Origin of the sequence: Stenotrophomonas rhizophila, assembly GCF_000661955.1 — a bacterium.
Taxonomy (GTDB): domain Bacteria; phylum Pseudomonadota; class Gammaproteobacteria; order Xanthomonadales; family Xanthomonadaceae; genus Stenotrophomonas; species Stenotrophomonas rhizophila.
Window position 1 is genome coordinate 2,204,426 of record NZ_CP007597.1, and the last position, 21,525, is coordinate 2,225,950.

Consider the following 21,525-nt stretch of genomic DNA (forward strand, 5'->3'; position numbering starts at 1 on the left):
CTGAACGAGGCCGCCGGGTTAGTCGGCGCCACCCTCCGCCTTGCCTGCGTCGGCGTCGTCCGGCGCAAGGTAGCGGAAGGTCCATTGCCGCGGCTGGCGCTGCCAGCGCTGGTGGCGCAGCCGCAGGGCGGCGATCGGCGCCGCCGTGGCGATCTCCAGGCGGTGGGGCTGGCGCATGCGTTCCCAGTGCAGCGGCGACTGCGCCGGGTCGCCCGGGTGGGCATCGGCCAGTGCCAGCGCGCCTTGCACATCGACCATCGCCGCCGGCATCTCACGGCCCTGCGCATCCAGCGGTACCGCGGTGGTCCAGTAGCCCCCGGTACCTTCGCGCCAGGGCAGCGGCTGCTGCACGGTCACCCGGGTGGGCGAGGTCCACTGCACCTGCGCGTTCGGGTTGCGCCGCGAGAGGGTGCCCGGGGCCAGTGTTTCCACCTCGGTGCCCAGGTAAGTGTCCACATCGACATCCAGGCGGATCCGGCGGATGGCGTCCACCTGGCTGCCGCGCGTGTTCAGCGGCAGGCGGAACGGGAACGCGATGTCCTTTTCGTCCGCATGGAAGTCGCCCACCAACACCCAGGGATCCTGCACCGGTTGCGCGGCGAGGTTCGACAGGCGTTTGCCCTTGGCATCGAAGAAGTGCACGGCACGCGGGGTGGCCGCGGCGATGGCGGGCGCGGCCGGGGCGTCGCGGGTGGGGACACTGGTGCCGACGCGACCGGCGATGCGGATCAAGGGGCGGCCGTCGCGGTAGTCGCGGTTCACCGCGAACATCAGGCTGGCTTCGGTCTGCTTCAGTGCCGCCATGTCCAACAGCCCGGGCACGCGCTCCTCCGGCGGCGCCGCCGGGTAGTCGTCGGCATTGGACGACAGCGCCGAGAACGGCGGTGCGTCGAGGTGCGCCTGGATCATCGTCGGGTACGTCTCCACGATGCTCTCGGTTTCCAGGCGCTGCAGCGGGTCCAGGTCCATCCGCGCCAGGTACATCCGCTGCTCGGTGGCAGGCAGGTCGTCTCGGGGTGCCAGCGTCAGGTGCATCCGCGCTTCGATCGGCATGCCGTCGGCACGCTGCAGCACCTGCCGGCCGTGGCCCTGCACGCCGGTACCGGCCAGCTCCACGCTGACCACTACTTCGGCCGGGGTCAGCGACTGCACCTGCATCTGCGAGGTCAGTTCGCCGAAGTCACGAGTCTGGGCGCGACGCGTGATGCGCTGGCCAACGTCCAGCTGGGCAGGCAGGGCCAATGGCTGCAGGCCGCCCAGCTGCTGCTCGGCGTTGATCAGGCGCGCGGCCTGCGGCTGCAGGGTCACGGTGTCGTGCCAAGCCTCCTGGTCGACGGCGCGCATGCCCGTGCTGGTGCCGTCAGCGGCCACGGTGAGCTCGAAGCCGCCGTCCAGCAGTGCCAGCATCGCGCGCTCGTCGCCCACCTCCGGATCCAGATCCAGCACCGTCTGTCTGTCGCCGGGGGCCTGCTGCTCGGACCACAGGATGCGCGTGCGCAGCCGAGTGCTGCCATCGCCTGCGGTGTCGATCGCCAGGCTGCTGAGGCTGCGCTGCCGGAAGGTGCCGCGGTCCTGACCGGCCAGGCGGATATCCAGGCCGACGTAGTACACGTTCTCGGCTGCCAGCAGCGGCGCGGCGCCGCACAGCAAGGCAGCGCCCAGCAGCAGGGTGGGGAGGGGTTTCATCGGGACATCCTTTTCGTGGTGCTACACCGGGTGACGGCGCGCGATCACGACGCGCGCGTCAACCGGTGCCAGGCAGCCGAACAGGATACCAGTGCAGGCTGCGGCAGGATCAGCGCCGCGCGGACCGGCCTGACACGTGCGCATGCCCAGGCACGTGCCAGCGCCACGGGAAATCCACCGCCTTGCTGATGCCGATACGTGGGCCCACTGCCGGTTCGGTGGGCGGCGCCATCCCGTCGGACACGATCCGCACGCCGCGGTCGTTGCGCACCAGGTCCGCGCCGTCCAGCGCCTTGGTGATGCCCATCGCCTGCGACAGCCGGCCCGGTCCACTGGCCAGATCGCGGTCGTGGCGGATGGCCGGACGCGCCTCGCGTATCAGCTCCAGGCCCTGCACCGGCTCCAGCGCCCGCAGCAAGACACCCCAGCCTTGACCTACTTCGCCGCAGACCGCGTTCGATCCCCAATGCATGCCGTAACTGAAGTACACATACAGGTGGCCGGCTTCACCGAACATGGTGGCGGTACGCGGCGTCTGGCCGCGGAACGAATGCGCCGCCGGATCTTCGCTGCCCGCATAGGCTTCCACCTCGACGATGCGGCCCGCACGGCCATCGTCGCGCACCAGCAGCTTGTTGAGCAGCGCCGGTGCCACCTCGGTGGGGTGGCGTTGGTAGAACGATCGCGGCAGTGTTGCCCAGTCGTGCATGCAGAGACCTCATCAAAGGGGCGCCCGTGGCGCACGCCGTCGCCTTGGATGGTGAGCCTTGATGCGTGGTGGCGACATCAACGCGCCGCTAGTGCGTCCAGTGCACCGCAGCGAGCATGGACGCCAGCGCCGCCTTGGCCTGCTGTGCGGTGAACGGTGGCGTGCGCGGCGGGTCGTACACCTCCGGGCGGGTGCCGGCGATGATCAGGTCGATGGCATAACAGGCGCCGCCCTGGACGACGCGATAGCTGTCGGCCGAAAGATAGTGACTCATCGCCGCGTCGCTGCTGCTGAAGTGGGTGGTACGTACGCCGCCAACATCCACCGTATCGGCCTTGCCTGCCGCGTCGGCCGGGGGCGTGGTGCACGCCTTCACGTCTGCGGCGCTGTCGCTGCGTCCGATCCGCATTTCCGCCGACGTCACTGCGTTGGAGTCATCCAGCACCAGCGCCACGAGCGGCCGGCCGGTGCTGCCCTCGGCGGGGTACAGCGTCCACGCATCCATCGCCAGGTAGCTGCGCTTGAAGTCCCGGTGCACGGTGGTGCCTGCCACCGGCCGGACCGCGATGCCGGGCGCAGATTCGGCGAAGGCATCCGCTGCCTGCGCGGGCGGTGCGGCGGGGGCCGCCGCCGGTGCGACCGTGTCCGGTGCCGTGGCCGGCACCGAGGCTGCTGGCGCCTGGCGTGCCGGATCGGTATCGGACGCGGTGCAGGCCGTGGCCAACGCCACCAGGGCAGCGCCGGCCAGAACGGTTCGAAGGGTGGGGTGCATTGGTGGTCCTGCTTCGCTCAACGTGGTTGCGAGCGTGCACCGCACCCCGTTAACGCCGTGCCATGGACCGGCGATGCAGCGCAGCGCCGCGTCGCGCGGTGCCTGGGCGTTGCCGCTGCATCCGACCGCGTCAGGCGCGGGCAGGGCCGGCGATGCGGTCGGCGAAGGTGTCGGTGGCCCGTACCAGTGCGTCAGCGGTGGCCGGTTCGGTTGCGCCATGGCCCGACAACACCATCTCCAGCTGCGCCTCCGGCCAGGCAGACGCGAGATCCCAGGCGCTGCGCGCGGGGCAGATGATGTCGTAGCGGCCCTGCACGATCACCGCCGGCAGGTGGCGGATGCGATCGACGCCCTGCAGCAGCTGGCTGTGCTCGAGGAACGCGTGATGGCGGAAGTAATGGGCTTCGATGCGCGCCTTGGCCAGCGTAGCCAGGGGATCGGCGTGCGAACGCGCCTCCACGTCATGCACCAGCGTGGCCGCATGATCTTCCCAGCCCAGCCATGCCTGCGCCGCGGCGATGGCCACGCCCTGGTCGGGACTGTCGAGGCGCTGCCAGTAAGCGGCGATCAGTTCGCCGCGTTCGGCCTCGGGAATGTGCGCTTCGTAGCGCGCCCACCGCTCGGGGAAAATCCAGCGGCCGCCGCCGTCGGCCTCGTTGAACCAGCGGTTCTCTTCGGCACGGCCCAGGTAGACGCCGCGCACGATCACGCCGGTGGCGCGCTCCGGGTGTGCCTGCGCGTAGGCCAGCGCCAGCGTGGAGCCCCACGAACCGCCGAAGACCAGCCAGCGCTCGATACCCAGGTGCTCGCGCACGGCCTCGATGTCGGCCACCAGGTGCGCGGTGGTGTTGTCACGCAACTCGCCGAACGGGGTAGAGCGACCGCTGCCGCGCTGGTCGATCAAAACGATGCGGTAGCGTGCGGGATCGAAGAAACGACGGTGCGTGGGTGACACGCCCGCGCCAGGCCCGCCGTGCAGGAATACCACGGGAATGCCGTCCGCTGCGCCACATTCCTCGACATGCAGCGTGTGCACGGCATCCACCGCCAGACGATGCTCGCGGTAAGGTTCGATGGTGGGATACAACGTGCGCATGGCGGCTGCTCGTGGACGGAGAACACAAGCATAGCCAGCTTGGTCTGAATCCGCAGTATTGCCGCGTGCAAGGCAGTGCTGTGCTGGCGGGCCGCCATTGCCGGTAACATGCCGGCCTACTGAACGCCGAGACACGCACGATGCTTCGCGCCAACTGCCTGTGTGGATGCACCACCCTCACCCTGAAGGGCGCGCCGGTTGCGCGCGCCATCTGCCACTGCAGTACCTGCCGGGATTTCTACGCCACGGCCATGCTCTCGGCCACGGCCTGGAACGCAGACGCGGTCGAGGTGGAACAGACCACGACAACGGTGTTCCAGCATCCGCACAAGCAGCTGTCAAAAACGTTCTGCAGCGGCTGTGGAGACGTGCTGTTCGGCACCAATCGGCTGGGCATGCGCGTGGTGCCCAATGCGCTGGTGGCCCGCGCCTTGGGCGGCATGCTGAGCGAGTCCTTCGCGCCCACCATGCACCTGTTCTACCGTGACCGCATTGTCGACGTCACCGACGCCCTGCCCAAGTTCCTGGACGGGTGGGACGGCCCTACCTACGACGCCGCATCGGCCTGACGCACGCCACCGGCCAACACAGACAGGACCGCGTGGCGGCCCTGTCTGCGTTACCTACTACGGCGCCTGGCGCCTCCCTCAGGGCACCACCAATGCCGCCGCGTCCAAGACCGGGAACGCTTCGGCGGCCTGTCCGGTGGAGGCCACGAGCCTGAACTCCAGCGCCGTGCTGCCGCTGGCGTCGGCCGCGCCAGCCTTGAGCAGGTTGAGCCGTTGCGGCAGCGGTACGGCGAACGTGGTGGGGTGCGTATGGTCCATCCCGGTCATCGGCGGACCGAAGAACGACACCGTGCCCACGTAGTAGGGGCTGTTCGCATCCACCGTCTCAACCCCTGCCGGCGCGTTCACCAGCACGTCGAACTCGCGCGTGTTGTGCAGGCCGCGCGGACGCTCCACGGTAACTTCGGCGATCAGCGCGGGTGGCACAGTGGCGCCCAGCTGACCCCGGACCGTGCCCGGTAGCGACACGGACACGGCGGCACCGCGGCGCTTGCCGCGCACCAGTGTGGCCGGTCCGGCAGCCTTCACCGCCAGCGCCGCACTCTGCAGCGCGCCAGCCCCTTCGCCCACGTAGTCATAGTCGAAGGCCTGGGTGTTGAAGAAGTCCGCGGCGCGCTTGGTCCCGGCGAACTCCCCGTCGGCCTGGACGAAGAACCGGAACGGCTCGGTCATGAACGCGTCACGGGCTTCCCCCGGCGGCGGCATGATCTGCAGCCCCTGATTCAACTGCTTGCGTGTCCATACGTCCCACAGCCGGTCCATGTTGGCGTGGTGCAGGTAGAAGATCGGGTCCAGCGGCGACAGGAAGTTGGTCATGTTGCCGTAGGGGCCCGGATCGATCGCACCGACGCCTCCGATGCAGTTGTGCACCTTGTTGTGCGGGAAGCCCTCCAGTACCGAGAACTGGGTGTTCTTGTCCGGTGAGTCCACGTGCGAAGCCGTACGCGAACTGGTGAAGCTGCGGCTGACGTCGCTGTTGTAGAACTCCACCGGCGACAAGCCGGCGTGGATGGTGTCGGGTGATACCGCAGCGGCGGTCTTGGCATCGAGGCGCGCATTCTGGCGCCACAGGTAGCGCGCCCCGCAGGTGATGGCATAGCCCGCGTTGCCGGAAATGCCGGTTTTCGCGTCGGCGTTGTAGCCGGTGACATCGTTCCACAAGGCACCGAAGTCCGCATAGCCGCGCGCGGCCAGTTGCTGGCGTTGTTGGGTGTCCAGGCTGTCCCAGTACTCTTCCAACGCAGGCTGGATGAAACTCGTGAACCGTGCGAGGTTGCCAGTGAACGGCGCGTACGCCGGGTCGGTGGGTGAGAGCACGCCGTCGAACATGGTGGCCGGAATCTCCGGCTGCGATGTCCAGTCCCAGTACGGCATGGCGAACTGCGGATCGCCACTGAGCATCCGGATGGTCTGCTCGAAGTAGCCCACATAGCCGCGATGCCAGACGTAGAACCACCAGTTGCCGTGCGGGCAGTCCATCAGGTGCACGAAGGCGTTGCGGAACCAGTTGTGCGGGTGATCCGCCGGCAGCGCCAACATCTTCTGGATGCCGCGCGCGTAGCTGGCCAGCATGCGCTGGCCCTGCGGCGTGTTGACGTTGTAGCGATGGAAGGTGGCCGCGGCGGCCGCGTCGGTGCCGGTAGCGCCCCCGGCGAATGCAGTACTCGCTGCCCACGAGGCGACCGAGGCACTGGCGGCGGTGGCAAGGAAATCACGGCGTGTGTAGCGCATGGTGGTACTCCCTGGTGATCGATGGAACCGCATGGGTTACGAATCACTGCGCGGACATGCCACTACACAAAGCCATGCCCGACGGGGCCTCCAGGCCCCGTGCCAACACGCGTCTACGGTCGAAATCCCCGCCCCCGGCGCGGGGTGGCGGGGCAGTAGTAGCACGCCGCGCGCACCGGGCGCTGGGAAATGGCCGCCCGGTGCAGGGATCAATCTTCGGTTATGAGAAGCGCCGCACATATCCATGGGGAACGGCGGCGCTTCGGCGCGACTCGCTCAGCCCGTGTCGCGCTGCACCCGTGACCGGTACGCCCCGACGTTGTTGCCGGCGATGCTGGTGGTCTGGGTGCCGGTGATTGTGTCGATCTTGCGGTCCGAGCCGGTCACCGGCTTGGCCTCGATGGTGGTTTCACGCTCGAACGCATGCGACTTGTCGGTATTCCGGTAGTACCGGTACAACGCCCAGTACAACGCCGACGCACCGGCGGGGCCGGCGGCCAGCAACCACAGTCCACTGTCATCGCTCATGAGGACGCTACCAGGAAGAGAAGCACGAGGGCTTCGATAATAGTGCCGGTGGTCAGCGCCGCCAGCAGCATTTTCCACTGCTGCACCGGCACGCTGCCCATGGTTTCGCCGGTGCGGCCATTGACCGCGATGTAATGCAGCATGCCGCCGTTCTTTCCGGGCTGGTGGTACGAATACAGCCACACCGGCAGGTACATCGATACCCAGCGCGTGCCATGCACGTCCAGGCGCTCCTGCTCCCAGCGGACGCCGCGGGTGTAACGGCGCACGGAGTCTTCGACCTCGGCGCGGGCGATCGACAACAGCTGGTCTTCAAGCCGTGGGCGCAGCTTCTCGACGTCGAGGTTGCGCTTTTCCGAGGTAAAGCCGGTCAGGAACGAGGCGTTCCACTTCAGCGCATTCTTGGTGTCGAACGGCAGGATGGTATTGATGATGTTGTTGGTGTTGGCCCGAGCATCCAGGTTGCCACGCTCGGCCGAGGATTCGAGCGTCAGGTCATCCACGGTGAAGTCGACATGCCGCTCCACCTGGTAGACGTCGGCATCATAGTAGGTCTGCTTCTTGTCGCCGGTGCCGCGGGTGTACTCGCGCGTCTTGATTTCACCCCTGCCGGCGACGCTCGCGCTGACATTGCTGTCCACGATCATGTAGGGCAGGTACACGCCGACGACGTTCTCGGGCGTGAACTGGTCCTTGAACGCCTTCAACGCAAACAGCCGGCGCTTGTCCACGAACTGGCGGATACGCGCGACCGCATCGTCCTTGGTAATGCGGAACGGCAGCACCGCATCGGGCACGGCGCCGTTGGCCACCTGCTCATTGACCCCGAATACGTGACGGCACCAGTGGCAGCGGGCCGTCATCGTGCTTTCGGTATTGATCGTGACCTCGGCACCGCAGCCGGTGCATTTGAAACTCATCAGGCTGGCGGTGTCGGCCTGGATGTCCTGTGCGCCGGAGGCGACGACGGTGCCGCGCAACTGGTCCAGGCCGTCACCCAGCCCGAAGGCCTCCTCGGCGCGGGTGCCGTGCCATTCGTTGCGGCAGAACTGGCAGACCAGGACGTCGGTGCCGAGCTTGAGCCGGACGTCGGTGCTGCCGCATTTGGGGCAGCGGTTGAGGCCGTCCTTCAGCTCGGCGGCGCGGGTGTCCAGGGCCACCGGATCCGGTGCCTCGATCTCGTCGCGGATGGGCTGGGGCAGGGTGGCTGGATCGACCGGAAAGCTACCGGGCAGGGGCGGGACGTCCTGCGGCGAACCGGGGCCGGTCACCGGCTGCGCGGGCAGCGGTGGCGGTCCCGACGGCAGGGGCGGGGGAGTGCGGGAGTCGGACATGGTGGTTGGGCGCCTTGCCTGTTACAGGCCCAGCGCCTTGGCCTTCAGGGCGTCATAGTCGTCCTGGGTGATCAGCCCCAGATCGAGCATTTCCTTGGCCTTCTTCAGCTTGGCCACCGGGTCATCGGCGGCCGGCGCTGCCGGGGCGACCGGTTGCTGCAGGCTGCCGGCACCGAACATGCCCGAGGCCATGCCCACGCCCACCAGGCCGGCCGCGCCGCCGTTCTCACCGGCCGACTGGATGCCCTGGGCAACGCTGGCCTGCAGGTTGGAATTGCCCCGCGCACCGGCCAGCGCGTCAGCGCGCTGCACGGTCTTGAGCAGTTCGCGGGTGTTGGCGTCGTACTCGATGGAGACAATGGCGGTCTTGACGATGGCCAGGCCGCGGTCGGACTTCCACTGGTAGGCCTGCTCGACGGCGTCGGACAGGCTCTTGGCGAAGCCCAGCGAGTCCTGCTGCAGCTTGGTGATGCGGTTGCCCTTGCCCGGATCGTTGGTATACAGGCTGAAGGCCGGCGCCAGGGAGCCCACCACTTCGTTGAACAGCTGGCTGGCCGCGGCGTTGTCCAGGTCGGTGAAGTCGAACACCTGGCCCGGCTGCAGGTAGCTGGCCGGCACGAAGTTCTTCACGAACAGGATGGGATCGACGATCTTCAGCGTGTACGAGCCGCGCGTGACCGCGCCCACCTGCGTGCCCAGGAAACCGTCGTCCCAGTAGATCTCGGACTGGGTGCCGAAGCGGTTGTCGGGCAGCTCCTTGAGCGAGACGAAGTACGCCGCCTGCTGCGCGCCGGGCTGGCCGCCGAACTTGAAGCGCTCCCAGCTCTGCTTGATCAGCGGGGTAACCACGCCATCGCCGGCGAAGATCGACTGCGAATTCAGGTCATCGGAGCGCCATTCGTAGCCACCCGGCTCGGCAACGAAGCCGGTGATGGCCCCGTCCTGGAACAGCAGCAGGCCGTAGCCTTCGGGGACGACGATCTTCGACCCGTTGCTGATGATGTTGGACGAGGCGCTGGTGTTGGACCCGCGCCCGGCATTGGTGCCGCGCGGGACCGCCGCGAACAGCGCCGCCGTGGACGGCAGGCCGGCGGGCACGGTGAAGAAATCCTTCCACTGGTCCGCCAGAACGCCGCCAACTGCACCCTTCACCGCCTGTACCAGACCCATGGCCAACTCCGTGTCGTTCGTGGACGGGCAGGGTGCCCGCCGTACCTGCAGGACTATATCAGGCACCGGGAAGAGGGCCACAGGAGCGGGCAAGGGCAGGCCAGGGGGGAGGCTTCGGCATCGGCCGGCGCCGATCGGTTCGGGCGCGACAGGCGCACCCGGCATGCACGGCATTGCGAAGCCGACGCCGCTGATGCCACGATGGCCGGCCATCAGCAGGGCAGGGGCGGCGCACGGCGCGGCGCATCTGCGGCACGGAGGCAGCACCGAATGAGTGGCGTGGACATCATCAAGCAGTTCGTCGAAGGCCGGCTCGCACCGCGCGCATTCGAGCAGTGCCTCCACACCGACGCGGCGCTGCAGACGCTGCTTGAGGGTGAACGGGACCTGCCGGCCTACGTGGCAGAGCCCGATCTGTACCTGTACCTGATCAGCCAGGACTACCAGAGCCTGGCGTGCATCTACAACGTCCAGACCCTGCTGTCCGAACGGCTCGACAGCCAGGGCATTGCGCATGCCGTGGACGACACCCACGAGCGCCGCTTCACGCTGGCCCTCAATGCCCAGCCGAAATGGCTGTCACTGCCCCCGGCGTACATCGCCCGCTTCATGGCCGATCACGATGGGCTGGATCCGAAGGCCCTGCAGACGGCGTTGAAAGCGGCGATCACGCGTGACTTCCGCTACCTGAAAGCGCCGCCCAAGTGGCTGCAGGGGCCGGAATGGCCGCTGGCCGACGACGTGCCGATGGTGTTCGTCGGGCAACTGGACATCCGCGGGCTGGGCCACGATATCGGCCAGGCCTATCTGTTCTTCGACGCGCAGCAGCAGCGGTTCCATACCGTCAGCCAGCGCTGCTGAGCGCAGCTACCAGTTCCAGCGCATGCCCACCTTGCCGTTCCACGCGGTTTCATCGCCATCGAAGCTCCAGCTGTAGTCGACGTCGGCGTACAGGTACCCGGTCTGGGTCAGTTGCCATGTCCCGCCGATGCCGATCTCTGCCCAGGAGCCGCCCATGTCGACGGCGAACGGCACGGTGCCGCTGTTGCTGGCGAAGGTGGCCCGGGGCGTGCCGCGGAATTCGTGCCACACGTTGCCACGCAGCCACCCCGTACTGCTCCGCGCTTCGCCTTGTTCCGTGACGCGCAGGTCGTTGCGGCTCAAGCGTGCTCCGACGCGGCCCACCAGCCAATCGCCGTCGCTGAAGCGCACCTGCGCCGTGGCGTCATGCAGGCTGTCCACGTCGACCTGCTGCCAGATCACCTGTGCCTGCGGTTCCAGCCGCCAACGCCCGTCCTCACTGCGGGCGCCATCGCCCTCGTTGAGGATGAACGGCCATCCGCCTTCCAACGACAGCGCCAGACCGTCGGCGTCGAGGAAGCTGTCGGGCATGCGCGGCGACTGCAGGCGCATGTCATACCAGGTGTACTGCGCCACCGCATCCAGGTAGGCACCCTTGGCGGAGAACGCCGTCCAGTAGGCGCCCACCGACCCGGCCTTGAAGCGATCGGTGCCGGCATGGAACCGGTAGTCCAGGAAGTTGTGCCGCACCTCGCCCTTGCCCTTGCCGTAGGCGAGGTAGAAACCGCCGTGACGCCGGCTGAGATCGTCGGCGTCGATGCGGCGGTGGAGATCGGCGCCGATCTGCAGCGCATCGAAACGGTAGTCGAAGTCCGGGCCGCGATCGCCATAGATGCCACGGCGGCCGCCATCGTGCTCGCCATCGTGGCCTACGTAGCGCATCCAGGCGCCATTGAAGCCGCTGCGCGCGGAATCCAGGTCGTCGCGCTGGCGTAGCAGCTGCTCGTCGCCGACGCGCTCGTGCAGGGTGTCGAGCAGGCTGCGACCGTAGGCCTGCGCCATCGCGGGCAGGGCGACCACCAGCGACACCTCCTGGCGGTAGGCCGGGGTGGGCGGTGGCGCTGGCATCGGTGGATCCGGTGGCGGGGGATCAGGCGGGGGCGGTGCCGGCGGCGGTGCAGGGCAGCGCGGCGTGGGCGCACCGGGCGCGGCGCAGTCGATCACCGAGCGCAGGTACCAGCTGTTCTCCACGTCAGCGCCGGAAGCGCTGGCGGCACCGCCGCGATACAGGAAGTACTCGTAGGGTCCGGCCACGACGGGTGCGGCCAGCCTGAAGTTGTCTGCCGTGCTGGTGGCGTTGAGGGTCTGTACCACGCGGATGCCGTCGGACACGGTGAGGTCACCGAGGCCGCCACTGCGGTGGATGTCCAGCAGGCCGGGGCCGCTGCTGCTGCCATCCACCACCACCAGCTGGTCCGACGGAGACGCATCGTCGGCAAGCCAGGTGTTAATCGCCAGCGTGCCGTCGCCGCCATAGCGCGACACCGTGAGCGTCTTGTAGCTCGCCGCCAGCGCAGGGTCGCCGCCCGGTGGCGAGAACACGATCCGGCTCGCACCGTTGACCAGCGTGGTGAGGGTCGAGGTGCCGGTCAGGTTCCAGAGGGTGTCCTGCAGGACCACGGTGGACACGCTGCCGGGCAGGGTGACGGCCGCACCGGTCAGTGTGCTGCCGGTGGCGGTGATAGCCGCGACCGTCGGCGTTTCTGCGGCGGGCAATGGCGCTGCCAGAGCCTGTGGCAGCGGTACCGGCGGGTCGTCGGGGGGCAGGTCGGGCGGCACCACGGGTACAACCGCGTCGAGGCCGTCGAAATCGGCGATGGCGCCGACCTTCAACCACAGATCGCGGCCTTGTACCGTGCTGCCGAGCAGGTCGACCTGCGCTGCGCCGATTGCGCCCACGCCGGGGCCGTCTGCACTGACCAGCGACGATCGGCTGATCAGTGCAGACGCCGCCGCCGGATCGCCCCGCACCAGCAACGCCGCCGCGCCGACGCCGGTTGTGGCCAGCACGGAATCGTCGACCTCCACGCGGCCACCGTTCCAGGCCACGGCGGCATGCGCCAGCGCGCCGCCGGTACTCACCCGGCTGCCACCGCCCAGCAGCAGCCGCCCGTTGTCGGCCCAGGCGATCAGGCCGTGCGCCTGCACGCCGCTGGTGGTGATGGCGCTGGCCTGCGCCGTCAGCAGGCTGTCGGCATAGGCCGCCAGCCCATAGCCATGCAGGCCACTGGTGGTGACGGTGAGGCCGGTGCCACGGATTTCACCGGCCCCGGCGGCACGCGCACCGATGGAATCGAAGCCGCGTGTGGCAACAGTGACGTTGGCAACCGTTGCCACCGCACCAACGCCCTGTATGTTGAATCCCTCGCTGGTGTCGCCCAGGGTGGTGATGCTGTTGCGCGCGCCATTGGCCTGGCCGGTTGCCGGATCGACATTCATCCAGACCCGGCCACCGGCCGTGCCGACGTACACGCCGTGACCGGCGATGCCCGAGGCGACGAACGCGGTGGGATCGGTGATGGCGGTGCCGCTGGTGTCCAACGGTCGGCCGAAGGTGGGCAGGGCCAGATCGGTGCCGAGCAGCACGCCGGTGTAGATCGTGTCGCCGCTGGATATCAGGGTGCCGGCGGTGCCGCCGCCGGCATTGAGTGTCATTGCCGGGCGCCCGGCGTTGATGATGATCAGGCCGGCACTGTCGATGGTGCCGCCCGTGGCGTTCAAGCCGATGCCGCCCGACCCGCCGCCGCCGATGTACAGGTTGCGCGCGGTGATCCGGGTGGCTGCGCCATCGGCACGGACGCCACCTCCACTTCCCGACGTGGTGAGCGCACTGTCGCGGATGCTCACCTGCGCGCCCGCCTGGCCGTATACGCCGTTCGAATTAAGGGCGGTGGTGCGCACGTCCAGTTGCGTGAGCGTGGCCTGCGGCCCGGCGACACCGGCTACGCCCTGCACCAGCACGCCATTGGCGTTGATGCCGTGCGTGACGATCTGGGTGTTGGCCGCCTGCAGCCGCGAAGTGGCCGCCGCCGACTGCGCCACCAGCACGCCGGTACTGTTGTTGCCAAACGTCTCGATCCGCGTTGCCGTGGCCAGGGGCGTGCCGTCGGCCGCCACGTCCAGCCACAGCGTGCCGCCACTGGCGGACACCTGCGCACCGTTCGCGCCGGTGGTGCCAGTGGCGACGTAGGCAGCGGGATCGGTGGTCACGTTGCCACCGGCATCCACCGGCAGACCATAACTGGCCGACGCAGGGTCGGTGCCGAGCTGGACGCCGGTCAGGATGGCGTTGCCTTGGCTGATCAGGCTGCCGCCGCTGGCCACCTGCAGGCCGACCGCCGCATTGCCCCCTGCGATGCCGGACGTGAATACCTGGCTGCCGCGGAGCCTCAGCGTGCCCGTGTCCAGCGCATGCGCCCCGATTGCGCCATTGAGCAGGGTGGAGATGCGCAGGCCGTCCGCGGTGAGCGTGCTGCCGGCGCCCTCGGCGCGCAATGCATGGCCGGTCTGTCCGGCGGCGATGACCACGCCGGGCGTGCCGCCCAGCACCACCGTGCTGCCGCCACTGGCCATCACGCCATGCGCGTTCTGGCCGGCCACGCGCACATCCAGCCCATCGATCTGCAGCTGTGACGCGGCTGTGGCCGACACCCCGTGCGCGGCGATACCGGTCGCGTTGATGGTCAAGCCACTCACCGTGCCCTGCGCATCCGCAAAGGCCAACCCGACCGCACCGGTACCGCTGGTGTCGATGGACAGCTGCGAGGCCTGCAGCTGCGCGCCGCTGGCAAAGCGCCCGCCGCTGTTGTAATTGCCGCGGGTAATGACATTCACCCCGTGCACGGTGAAGCGGGCCCCGCTGGTGCCATTCAACCCGTGGCTGCCGCTGGCCGCGCCCGCGCCGGTACCGAGGATGTAGATCGAGGTAGTGCCGGCGGTGGGGTTTCCTGCGCCGTCCACGTTCAACCGGACCGTGCCATCGCTGGCGCTGATGCCGTGCGCCGCCGTGGCGGCCTTGCCGACGTAGGCGCTGGGATCGGTGACCAGCGCGCCACCCGCGTCGACCGGCAGCCCGTAGGTGGCGGGATTGCCGGATTGCGTGCCAAGCACGATGCCGGTGGCAATGACATCGCCCGTGCCGATGAAACTGCCGCCGGCCACTTGGATACCCTCGCTGTTGGCCAGCGACGTATACAGGCGCGTACCGTTGGAGGTCAGCGTGGTGCCCGCTTCAACGCGCGCCGCCGGGCCGCCGGGCCCGAGCCGGCTGACCGTTGAACCGGCCGCCAGGAAGTTGATCGCGCCGCCATTGGTCGAGCAGACCGTGGCGGTGTTGGCGGCACTGGTGATCAGGGCCACCGCACCGCTGGCGTTGATCACGCCGCCGTTGGCTGCATAGAACGCCGGTGCGCCCGCCACCGTGGGGGCATAGGTGCCACCGGCGACGGCCACGGTGCCGCCGTCTGCGCGCACCTGCTGGGGCGGCACGGTGGCCGGCACCGTGATGCAGGTGGCCGCGTCCACGCTCTGCGCCAGGGCCGTCACCGGGGCGGTCGCCAGCACGCCGAGCAGGATCAATCCTGACGGTGACGTGCCGTGGAGGTGGCGGGTTTTCACGCGGGGAAAGTGCGCCGCCCGTTGCGTGGGCGTCTGTTCTTTCCTGCCCATGGTCTTTCCCCGCTCAACTGGACCGACCGTGGCATTTACCCACCGGCAACGCGGGCGCGCCACCGTACTAGTTGGGCAACGGCACCAGTATTTCTACCAGTTGCCTGGGCGACGGCGCAGGTGGCGGAAGTCCAGGCACCGCACGGTGCGGGCCTTCACGCCGCCGCATAAACATCCCCTGCGATGGATAATGCGCACTTTCTACTTTTGCGACGTTGAGCACGTAATTCCAAAGAGTTACGTCCATACTCCGATCCAACTGCAGGAGCGGATGCAACGTCCGCCTACTGGCCCGGATTCGATTATCAGGCACGCTGCAGATGTGGGAAATGTGATTGAAACGGGGTGTGATTTTCAGGCTCATACGATCGTCCACATGCAAGGGGGCAGGGGATGCGTACGCGAACCGTTGGGTTGCTTCTCATCGGCATGGTTGCCTTGCTGGGTGCTGCAGGCACGGCCGTGGCGGAGTTGCCGAAAAACATGATCTTCTTCATGTCGGGCACTGCCTGCCCGGCGGGCAGCAGCCGGCTGGTCAATGCAAATGGCCGCATGCTGCTGGTGGCGAACGATCCCGGTGCGATCGGCTCGACCTCGGGCAAGGCCCTCGCAGACCGCGAAGATCGCAAACACAAACACAAGGCGAAGGTGTCGGCCACGCTGAACGAGCACTCGATCTCGGCCGCCAGCAGTTGCTGCAACAGTCAATCGACAGGCAAGGGCGCGCATTCGGCGGATGTGGAAACCGATGAATCCGCCTCGGCGCTTCCCTTCGTCCAGCTGCTGGCCTGCAAGGTCGACTGACCGGCAACGTCATCGTCCGCTTCACCATCCACGTGTTGCCCGGGTGCGTCATGCCCGGCATGCGCGTGGCTCCGGCTGCATTCGGCTCGCTCTCACTTCACAGGTGCGACATGGCTATCACGCGTCGGTTCCATCGGCCTCTCCTGGCCCCGTTTTCCATCGCGCTTCTCCTGTCCGCGCTGGCTCCGCAGATCGCCGCGGCGGCTGACGCCATGCCATTCTTCACCGAGGCGTACTTCGCCGGCGCCTGTCCGGAAGGCTGGACATCGGTCGACGGGGCCAAGGGCCGCTTCGTGGTGCCCGCGCCGCTGGGGGCCGGCGTTGGCGGCTTCGCAGGCGATGCGCTGGACGGCAAGAACGCGCCCAAGCACCTGCACGAGCGCATCAGCGGCAAGGTGTCGCTGCCATCGAAGAATTTCGTGCTGATCGGCGGCTGCTGCAACGGCAACCTGGGCGACTCCGGTGAGTACCCGGTCAGCGGGGCATCGGAGGCGGCCAGCGGCGATCTGCCCTACGCGCAGTACGGGCTCTGCATCAAAACCTCGAACCCGGACGGGTCAACGGTGCCCTCGGGCGTGATGACCTTCATGGCGCAGACCCTGTGCCCGGCAACATGGGAAGCGGAGAACTCGGTGGCCGGGCGTTACATCGTGGCCCTTCCCGACAACGGCACGCCGTACTACCAGTTCGGCGGCAAGCCGCTGGAGCCCAGCGAAGTCCGCAACCACGTGCACGGCGTGCAGGGAAAAATCGCGTTCAGCGGTCACGACATTACAGGCGCCAGCGGATGCTGCGCCAGCGGCTATGCGTCCAAGGGCGACTTCAGCATCGTGGACGGCAAGACCGTTCCCGTGGCCACACAGCCGTCCGACAGCGCCGTCCAGGCGCCGTACTACACGGCGCTGATGTGCAAAAAGCAGTGATGCCCATCCACCAGGCGCAGGGAGAGCAGCATGACCAGGGGATACCAAGGCACAGGCGGTGAAGAGGCGCTGCCCGACCCGGCGCTTCGTGCCGCAGGCTGCGCACTCTGGCGCCGCATGCGCGGCCGCGTCTGTCATGGCATGGTCTGCGCCGTCACCGCGATCTGCCTGGCTGCCACCGCCAGCGCCGAGGTGCGCCCCGGTGAAGTGGATCCGATCGACAACCCGAAGAAGCTGACGCTGTTCCCGGTGGCTACGCTGGGGCTGCTGGCCAGCCAGAACTCCTCGTTCTACAGCGATCTGTTCGACTACGCCGCCGCCGACGCGCAGCTCACACAATGGACGGTGTCGGCGCAGAAGCTCCAATCCGGGGATTCCTGCCAGCAGTCGCAGCGCCGACGTCTTGGCCATGGCCGCGTGTCGACGCCGGATTTCGAGCAGGCGGTGTGCATGACCAACTTCGGCATCACCGTGTACACCAGCCCGCTGAACATCAACAACGGGAGCCGTGCAACGCTGGCCTTCCCCAACCCGTCCACCAGCACGGTCGGCCGCAACTTTGATCTTGCCGTCGGGGAATTGCTGCGCCGGCCCAGCCAGGACGAACAGCCGCACCAGGCCATCGTCGCGGCCTACGCCAACCTGCAGCATCGGCTGCAGATCGACGTGATCATCTGGGTGCCCAACGAAGGTATGGGCACGTCGAAGGAGGGCGCGGCGGGGGAGCTGAAGGTCGCCGCCTCCTATATCGGCCCGGCCGATGAAGCGCCTACGGGCGACGTCGCCGTCACCCTCGGCGACTTCATGGGCGATGGCACGCTGCAGATCATCAGTGCCGCCGATGCCGCGGCCGGCACCGGCGCCGGGCGCATCCGCCTGGCGGCCTATCGCTATGCCAGTGACGGCACCACGCACACGCTGAAGCGCGTGGGCACGTCCTACGCGCTTGACGTTGCCAATGGCCGGTCGACGTCACTGGCGCTGGCCTCGGCCGATTTCGTGGGCCGTGGCCACGAGCAGTTCATCATGAGCTACCTGGTGCCGCAGGATGCCGGCGCCGACCAGATGGCGCTGGCGTACTTCGACCCGGCAACACTGGAGCAGATCGGCCCACCCAGGGCGAAGACCACGATCGGGCCGGTGGCGAAAAACACCTACGTCGATATGGCCACCGGCCTGTTCAAGTTCGATCCGAAGGCAACCCCCGTGCCAAGTGATCCGTTCTTCCGGCGGCAACTGGCGATCGTTCATACCTCGCCAGATGCGCGGGTGATGGGCCGCGTCCTGCAGGTGCGCGATGGCGATCCACCGGTCATCCAGGCAGGCCCGGCGGCACAGCTTTCGTCGGACCGATCGCCGGTTGTCACCACGGCGCTGGGCCCCTCGGTGGCCGCGGGGAACTTCATCGGTTTCAAGAATGACGGCGTTGATCCGCGTCACCAGGTGGCCGTGGCGCTGCCCGGACGCGGCGAGCAGGCCGGCCGCACCGTGCCGGAGATCGTGGTTGCCCGCGTCAATGGCGACACCCTGGCGCTTGACCCGGTGTACCGCCACCGTATGCCCAACTATGAGGCCGGTGGGCTGGTGTTCGGGGTGCCGATCGTGGCCTATGATCGCGGCGGCGAGTCCTTGTATCTGGGCAATCCTGCGCACATCACCATCCAGGACATGATCGACCCGCAGTACGTGGTGGGCATGCCGCCGCGCCACGTCGACGCACTGCCTACGCCCGGGCAGGACCCGCCTTACGAGATCGTCAATCTACTCGGCGTCTCCGGGCCGTCCGCCTTCAACGTCACCCTGCGCGACAGTACCGACAGCACGCTCACCGAGACCTCGACCAATGCCAGCTCCGCCCGTTTCGGCGGCGGCTTGACGCAGACCGTGGGCAGCACGGTCGGTGGCGGCTTCATGAACATCGCCACCTTCGAGACATCGCTCTCGGTCAGAACGGCGGTCTCGTTCGAGACCAACAGCATGGAACGCAGCCTCAACAACGCCTACCAATCGGTCACCACGCAGAAGGCCGCGACCACCACCCAGGACGACCACCTGGTGTTCAACATGCGCCTGGTGGATATCTGGCGCTATCCGGTCTACGGGGTGAACCGGGAGCGGTCCAGCCGGTTTCCGTTCTACGACATCGTCATTCCCGGGCAGCTGATGGAGTACAGCGGCGGCGGGCTGAACTACGACTGGTACAACCCCTCGCACCAGAACTACAACGCCACCAGTTATCCCGAGATCCCGGCGCAGGGCGTGTTTGCCAAGGATATCGGCTCCTTCAGCTATCAGAATGAGGCCGGCAAGACCGTTGAGGTGGCGGGCAAACCGCTCAACAGCCCGATCGAGCGTGCCTTCGATGGCAACGCCCAGACCTTCAGCCTGGAATACACCAAGGAGTCGGGATCCAGCAGCGAGAAGTCCTATTCCTACACGCTCAGCAACAGCGTGGACATCACCGCCGGCTTTCGGGCCTCGGCGGACGTGCGCATGTTCAACGGCAGCGCGAACTACGAAGGTGCCGTCAACCTGTCCGATGCGTCCAACTGGGAAAGCAGCGTGGTCGCGCAGCGCACCATGCGCAACTCGCGCGGCATCACCCTCGATCAGCCGGATGTGTCTGGCATCGCATCCAAGGCCTACCACTACGAAACGCTGGTCTATGTCACTGGGAACGGCGGCATCAAGGTCGCGCACGGCACCGACTTCCTGCGCTCCACCGGCGGCGCCACGTGGTGGAAGAAGATGTATGGCGGTCGGCCCGACCCGGCGCTCAACCTGCCGTGGCGCATTGTCTTCGATGCGATGCAGGGCACCTGGACACTGGCCCCGGAGGACACGTACTTCCGTCTGCGCGGCCTGAAGCTCACCGAGGCAGTGCCCAACGAGGTGACGGGCGAATACGCGCCGTTGTTGGGCGGGGTGGAGGAGGGCACCAAGGTCAGGGTGGTGGTGCCGGTGCACAACTACTCGATCGACACCGCCGCCCGGAATGTCGTGGTCGCCTTCGCCTATCACGCACGTGGCCCGGAGGCCGATAGCGTGGCTCGCGGTGATGGGGCGCGGCCGCGCGAGGACACCTTCATCGAGTTCGCGCGTTCCAAACCCATCACCATCGCGCCGCGCGGCCAGGCCGATGTCGATGTGCTCTGGGACACCGCGAACCTGGGCGGCAGTGACGCGGGCACTGCCTACGACCTCAAGGTCACGGTGGATCCGGACGATGCGATTCCAGACAAGCTGCACGGATCGGACCCGGCAGCCGGGGCACAGACCATCGGACGCTGGCCGTGGAGCGGGGGTTTCTGGGTGTTCAACACGCGCAGATCCACCGTGGCCAATGCCGGTAACGACGGGCAGGGCGCTGCGCAGGCGGTGGGATTGTCGTTGCGCCTTCCCGTGGGCAAGGCGACGACACAGCCCCCTGGTGTTGTCACGGTCACGATCGACATGCCGGCAGCAGACCGCTCGTTACGCCGATTGATCATCAGCGGTGTCGATGCCGACGGCAAGCGCGTCGCGCTGGCATCGCGTTCGCTGTATGGGCTGGGGCCGGGCCAGCATCGGCTGGACATCCGGCTGGGTACGCCCGATGCCCTGGCGGGGCTGACATCGGTGCAGGCATGGATCGCATCGGGTGCATTGCGCGGCGAGCCCCGCGGCGGCATCACCACGGGGCGCATCGGCGCTACCGGCGCCACCGGCGCCAGTGCAAGCAACTCCACTCCAACACAGGGGAAAGAGGCAGGGCGGGGCGCAGACGTCGCCCCCGGCAGTCCATGAAGGCCGGTTGCCGCACGCAGCGGCGTCACCGGACACTCGACATCAACGCATAGCGAGGTGTATCCATGAAAACGACCCTTCTGGTCGCGGCCCTCCTGGTGGGCGCAATCCCGGCGGCGCACGCCGCGCAGTGTTACCAGGGCAAGGCAACAGTGAAACAGTCTGCGCCGGCGGCCATGTGCACGCAGGCGGAAAAGGGCTACGCGAACACGGGGAAAGGTCCGCAAACGCACCCGGGCTGCACGGCCGCCAAGGCGCAAGCCGCCAACAAACTCAGGCCACGCCTGCAGCAGTCGTGCCGGGCCTATGTGCAGACCAACGACCCGTGTACCAAGATCGAACTTCCGGCGTGCAACTGACGCGGGGCGGGCTGGTTCGGCGCGTTGCATGGAGCGCCTTCCCTCGAAGGCGCTCCTCATCCATCCACGAAAGATAAGGAGAGCGTGATGACGGACTGCAGGACGTTCAACGGTGTCACCGAGGCGATCTTCACCTGCGTCAAGAAGAAGAGCCTTGAAGAGCACGGCACGGTCTACGACCCGCCGGGGGCACGCCAGGGCAAGGCCACCACAAAGGTGCCCGTTGTTGGCACGGTGGTGGTCAGCTTCAACTTCGATCCCGGGTCCAGCACGATCCAGTACTGCATCCTGTCCAAGCCCTGGATTGTGACATCCGGACAGGTCTTCGATGGGATCGGCGACACCATCAACTCCTGTCGGAGGCAGTAGCCGCCTTGGAGAGGGCGCGCAGCCAGAACGGGCGGCATCGCACCGCCATCTGCGTCAAACCACCCGGAAGTACGCCCTGTATGTGCAAGCCAGCCAAAGGAGGCGGCAGGCAGCTTCGACCGTGACAAACACCAGCAGGCTCCGATGCACCCATGGACCT

At 67.7% G+C, this 21,525-nt stretch carries 16 protein-coding genes; 7 read left to right on the top strand and 9 right to left on the bottom strand.

Features of this window, described 5'->3' with window-relative positions; translation table 11 throughout:
- Positions 1-18: 18 nt before the first annotated feature.
- The 4 genes from DX03_RS09490 to pip all read right to left on the bottom strand — a co-directional run bounded on the left by DX03_RS09490 (position 19) and on the right by pip (position 4,263).
- Positions 19-1,686 (bottom strand): hypothetical protein, encoded by a 1,668-nt coding sequence (locus DX03_RS09490; RefSeq protein ID WP_038688218.1) that lies wholly within the window; start codon positions 1,684-1,686, stop codon positions 19-21.
- A gap of 109 nt (positions 1,687-1,795) precedes the next feature.
- Positions 1,796-2,395 (bottom strand): DNA-3-methyladenine glycosylase, encoded by a 600-nt coding sequence (locus DX03_RS09495; protein WP_038688220.1) that lies wholly within the window; start codon positions 2,393-2,395, stop codon positions 1,796-1,798.
- A gap of 88 nt (positions 2,396-2,483) precedes the next feature.
- Entirely contained in the window at positions 2,484-3,167 is a 684-nt protein-coding gene (locus DX03_RS09500; RefSeq protein ID WP_038688222.1) for a hypothetical protein, read from the bottom strand.
- A 130-nt stretch (positions 3,168-3,297) separates the two neighbouring features.
- Positions 3,298-4,263, bottom strand: a complete 966-nt coding sequence (gene pip, locus DX03_RS09505; RefSeq protein WP_038688224.1) for a prolyl aminopeptidase — start codon at positions 4,261-4,263, stop codon at positions 3,298-3,300.
- A 140-nt stretch (positions 4,264-4,403) separates the two neighbouring features.
- Here pip and DX03_RS09510 point away from each other — a divergent pair, with 140 nt between their 5' ends.
- Positions 4,404-4,832 carry a GFA family protein gene (locus DX03_RS09510; protein ID WP_038688226.1) on the top strand — a complete coding sequence of 143 codons (429 nt, stop codon included), beginning with the start codon at positions 4,404-4,406 and terminating at the stop codon, positions 4,830-4,832.
- A 78-nt stretch (positions 4,833-4,910) separates the two neighbouring features.
- On the opposite strand, the gene DX03_RS09515 is transcribed toward DX03_RS09510, so the two are convergent.
- The 4 genes from DX03_RS09515 to DX03_RS09530 all read right to left on the bottom strand — a co-directional run bounded on the left by DX03_RS09515 (position 4,911) and on the right by DX03_RS09530 (position 9,595).
- On the bottom strand, positions 4,911-6,563 hold the full coding sequence (locus DX03_RS09515) for a tyrosinase family protein (protein ID WP_038688227.1): 1,653 nt from the start codon (positions 6,561-6,563) through the stop codon (positions 4,911-4,913).
- Positions 6,564-6,839: 276 nt separating this feature from the next.
- Complete coding sequence (locus DX03_RS09520) at positions 6,840-7,091, bottom strand: hypothetical protein (RefSeq protein ID WP_038688229.1); 252 nt, start codon at positions 7,089-7,091, stop codon at positions 6,840-6,842.
- Entirely contained in the window at positions 7,088-8,425 is a 1,338-nt protein-coding gene (locus tag DX03_RS09525; RefSeq protein ID WP_038688231.1) for a hypothetical protein, read from the bottom strand. The genes DX03_RS09520 and DX03_RS09525 overlap by 4 nt, the downstream gene beginning before the upstream one ends.
- Before the next feature lie 21 nt (positions 8,426-8,446).
- The gene (locus tag DX03_RS09530; RefSeq protein ID WP_038688232.1) at positions 8,447-9,595 is read right to left on the bottom strand and encodes an SPFH domain-containing protein; all 1,149 of its coding nucleotides are present in this window, start codon (positions 9,593-9,595) and stop codon (positions 8,447-8,449) included.
- A gap of 270 nt (positions 9,596-9,865) precedes the next feature.
- Between DX03_RS09530 and DX03_RS20440 the strand changes: the two genes are divergently transcribed.
- Positions 9,866-10,456: a hypothetical protein gene (locus DX03_RS20440; protein WP_051598818.1), complete on the top strand. Its 591-nt coding sequence runs from the start codon at positions 9,866-9,868 to the stop codon at positions 10,454-10,456.
- Positions 10,457-10,462: 6 nt separating this feature from the next.
- Here DX03_RS20440 and DX03_RS09540 read toward each other — a convergent pair whose 3' ends face one another.
- Entirely contained in the window at positions 10,463-15,124 is a 4,662-nt protein-coding gene (locus tag DX03_RS09540; protein WP_102100625.1) for an autotransporter outer membrane beta-barrel domain-containing protein, read from the bottom strand.
- 393 nt (positions 15,125-15,517) lie between these two features.
- Here DX03_RS09540 and DX03_RS09545 point away from each other — a divergent pair, with 393 nt between their 5' ends.
- The 5 genes from DX03_RS09545 (at position 15,518) to DX03_RS09565 (ending at position 21,365) form a co-directional block, all read left to right on the top strand.
- Positions 15,518-15,928 (top strand): hypothetical protein, encoded by a 411-nt coding sequence (locus DX03_RS09545; RefSeq protein ID WP_185753518.1) that lies wholly within the window; start codon positions 15,518-15,520, stop codon positions 15,926-15,928.
- A gap of 110 nt (positions 15,929-16,038) precedes the next feature.
- A complete protein-coding gene (locus tag DX03_RS09550; protein WP_219335253.1) occupies positions 16,039-16,851 on the top strand; it encodes a hypothetical protein in 813 nt (270 codons plus the stop codon).
- A 30-nt stretch (positions 16,852-16,881) separates the two neighbouring features.
- Entirely contained in the window at positions 16,882-20,637 is a 3,756-nt protein-coding gene (locus DX03_RS09555) for a hypothetical protein (protein WP_185753519.1), read from the top strand.
- 65 nt (positions 20,638-20,702) lie between these two features.
- Positions 20,703-20,996: a hypothetical protein gene (locus tag DX03_RS09560; RefSeq protein ID WP_038688243.1), complete on the top strand. Its 294-nt coding sequence runs from the start codon at positions 20,703-20,705 to the stop codon at positions 20,994-20,996.
- Between the two features lie 87 nt (positions 20,997-21,083).
- Positions 21,084-21,365, top strand: a complete 282-nt coding sequence (locus DX03_RS09565; RefSeq protein ID WP_038688246.1) for a hypothetical protein — start codon at positions 21,084-21,086, stop codon at positions 21,363-21,365.
- Positions 21,366-21,525: the final 160 nt, after the last annotated feature.

What these genes read in the sequence shown, in the direction of transcription:
- DX03_RS09490 (WP_038688218.1), bottom strand. Translation starts at nt 1,686, where the DNA reads ATGAAACCCCTCCCCACCCTGCTGCTGGGCGCTGCCTTGCTGTGCGGC.
- DX03_RS09495 (WP_038688220.1), bottom strand. Translation starts at nt 2,395, where the DNA reads ATGCACGACTGGGCAACACTGCCGCGATCGTTCTACCAACGCCACCCC.
- DX03_RS09500 (WP_038688222.1), bottom strand. Translation starts at nt 3,167, where the DNA reads ATGCACCCCACCCTTCGAACCGTTCTGGCCGGCGCTGCCCTGGTGGCG.
- pip (WP_038688224.1), bottom strand. Translation starts at nt 4,263, where the DNA reads ATGCGCACGTTGTATCCCACCATCGAACCTTACCGCGAGCATCGTCTG.
- DX03_RS09510 (WP_038688226.1), top strand. Translation starts at nt 4,404, where the DNA reads ATGCTTCGCGCCAACTGCCTGTGTGGATGCACCACCCTCACCCTGAAG.
- DX03_RS09515 (WP_038688227.1), bottom strand. Translation starts at nt 6,563, where the DNA reads ATGCGCTACACACGCCGTGATTTCCTTGCCACCGCCGCCAGTGCCTCG.
- DX03_RS09520 (WP_038688229.1), bottom strand. Translation starts at nt 7,091, where the DNA reads ATGAGCGATGACAGTGGACTGTGGTTGCTGGCCGCCGGCCCCGCCGGT.
- DX03_RS09525 (WP_038688231.1), bottom strand. Translation starts at nt 8,425, where the DNA reads ATGTCCGACTCCCGCACTCCCCCGCCCCTGCCGTCGGGACCGCCACCG.
- DX03_RS09530 (WP_038688232.1), bottom strand. Translation starts at nt 9,595, where the DNA reads ATGGGTCTGGTACAGGCGGTGAAGGGTGCAGTTGGCGGCGTTCTGGCG.
- DX03_RS20440 (WP_051598818.1), top strand. Translation starts at nt 9,866, where the DNA reads ATGAGTGGCGTGGACATCATCAAGCAGTTCGTCGAAGGCCGGCTCGCA.
- DX03_RS09540 (WP_102100625.1), bottom strand. Translation starts at nt 15,124, where the DNA reads ATGGGCAGGAAAGAACAGACGCCCACGCAACGGGCGGCGCACTTTCCC.
- DX03_RS09545 (WP_185753518.1), top strand. Translation starts at nt 15,518, where the DNA reads ATGCGTACGCGAACCGTTGGGTTGCTTCTCATCGGCATGGTTGCCTTG.
- DX03_RS09550 (WP_219335253.1), top strand. Translation starts at nt 16,039, where the DNA reads ATGGCTATCACGCGTCGGTTCCATCGGCCTCTCCTGGCCCCGTTTTCC.
- DX03_RS09555 (WP_185753519.1), top strand. Translation starts at nt 16,882, where the DNA reads ATGACCAGGGGATACCAAGGCACAGGCGGTGAAGAGGCGCTGCCCGAC.
- DX03_RS09560 (WP_038688243.1), top strand. Translation starts at nt 20,703, where the DNA reads ATGAAAACGACCCTTCTGGTCGCGGCCCTCCTGGTGGGCGCAATCCCG.
- DX03_RS09565 (WP_038688246.1), top strand. Translation starts at nt 21,084, where the DNA reads ATGACGGACTGCAGGACGTTCAACGGTGTCACCGAGGCGATCTTCACC.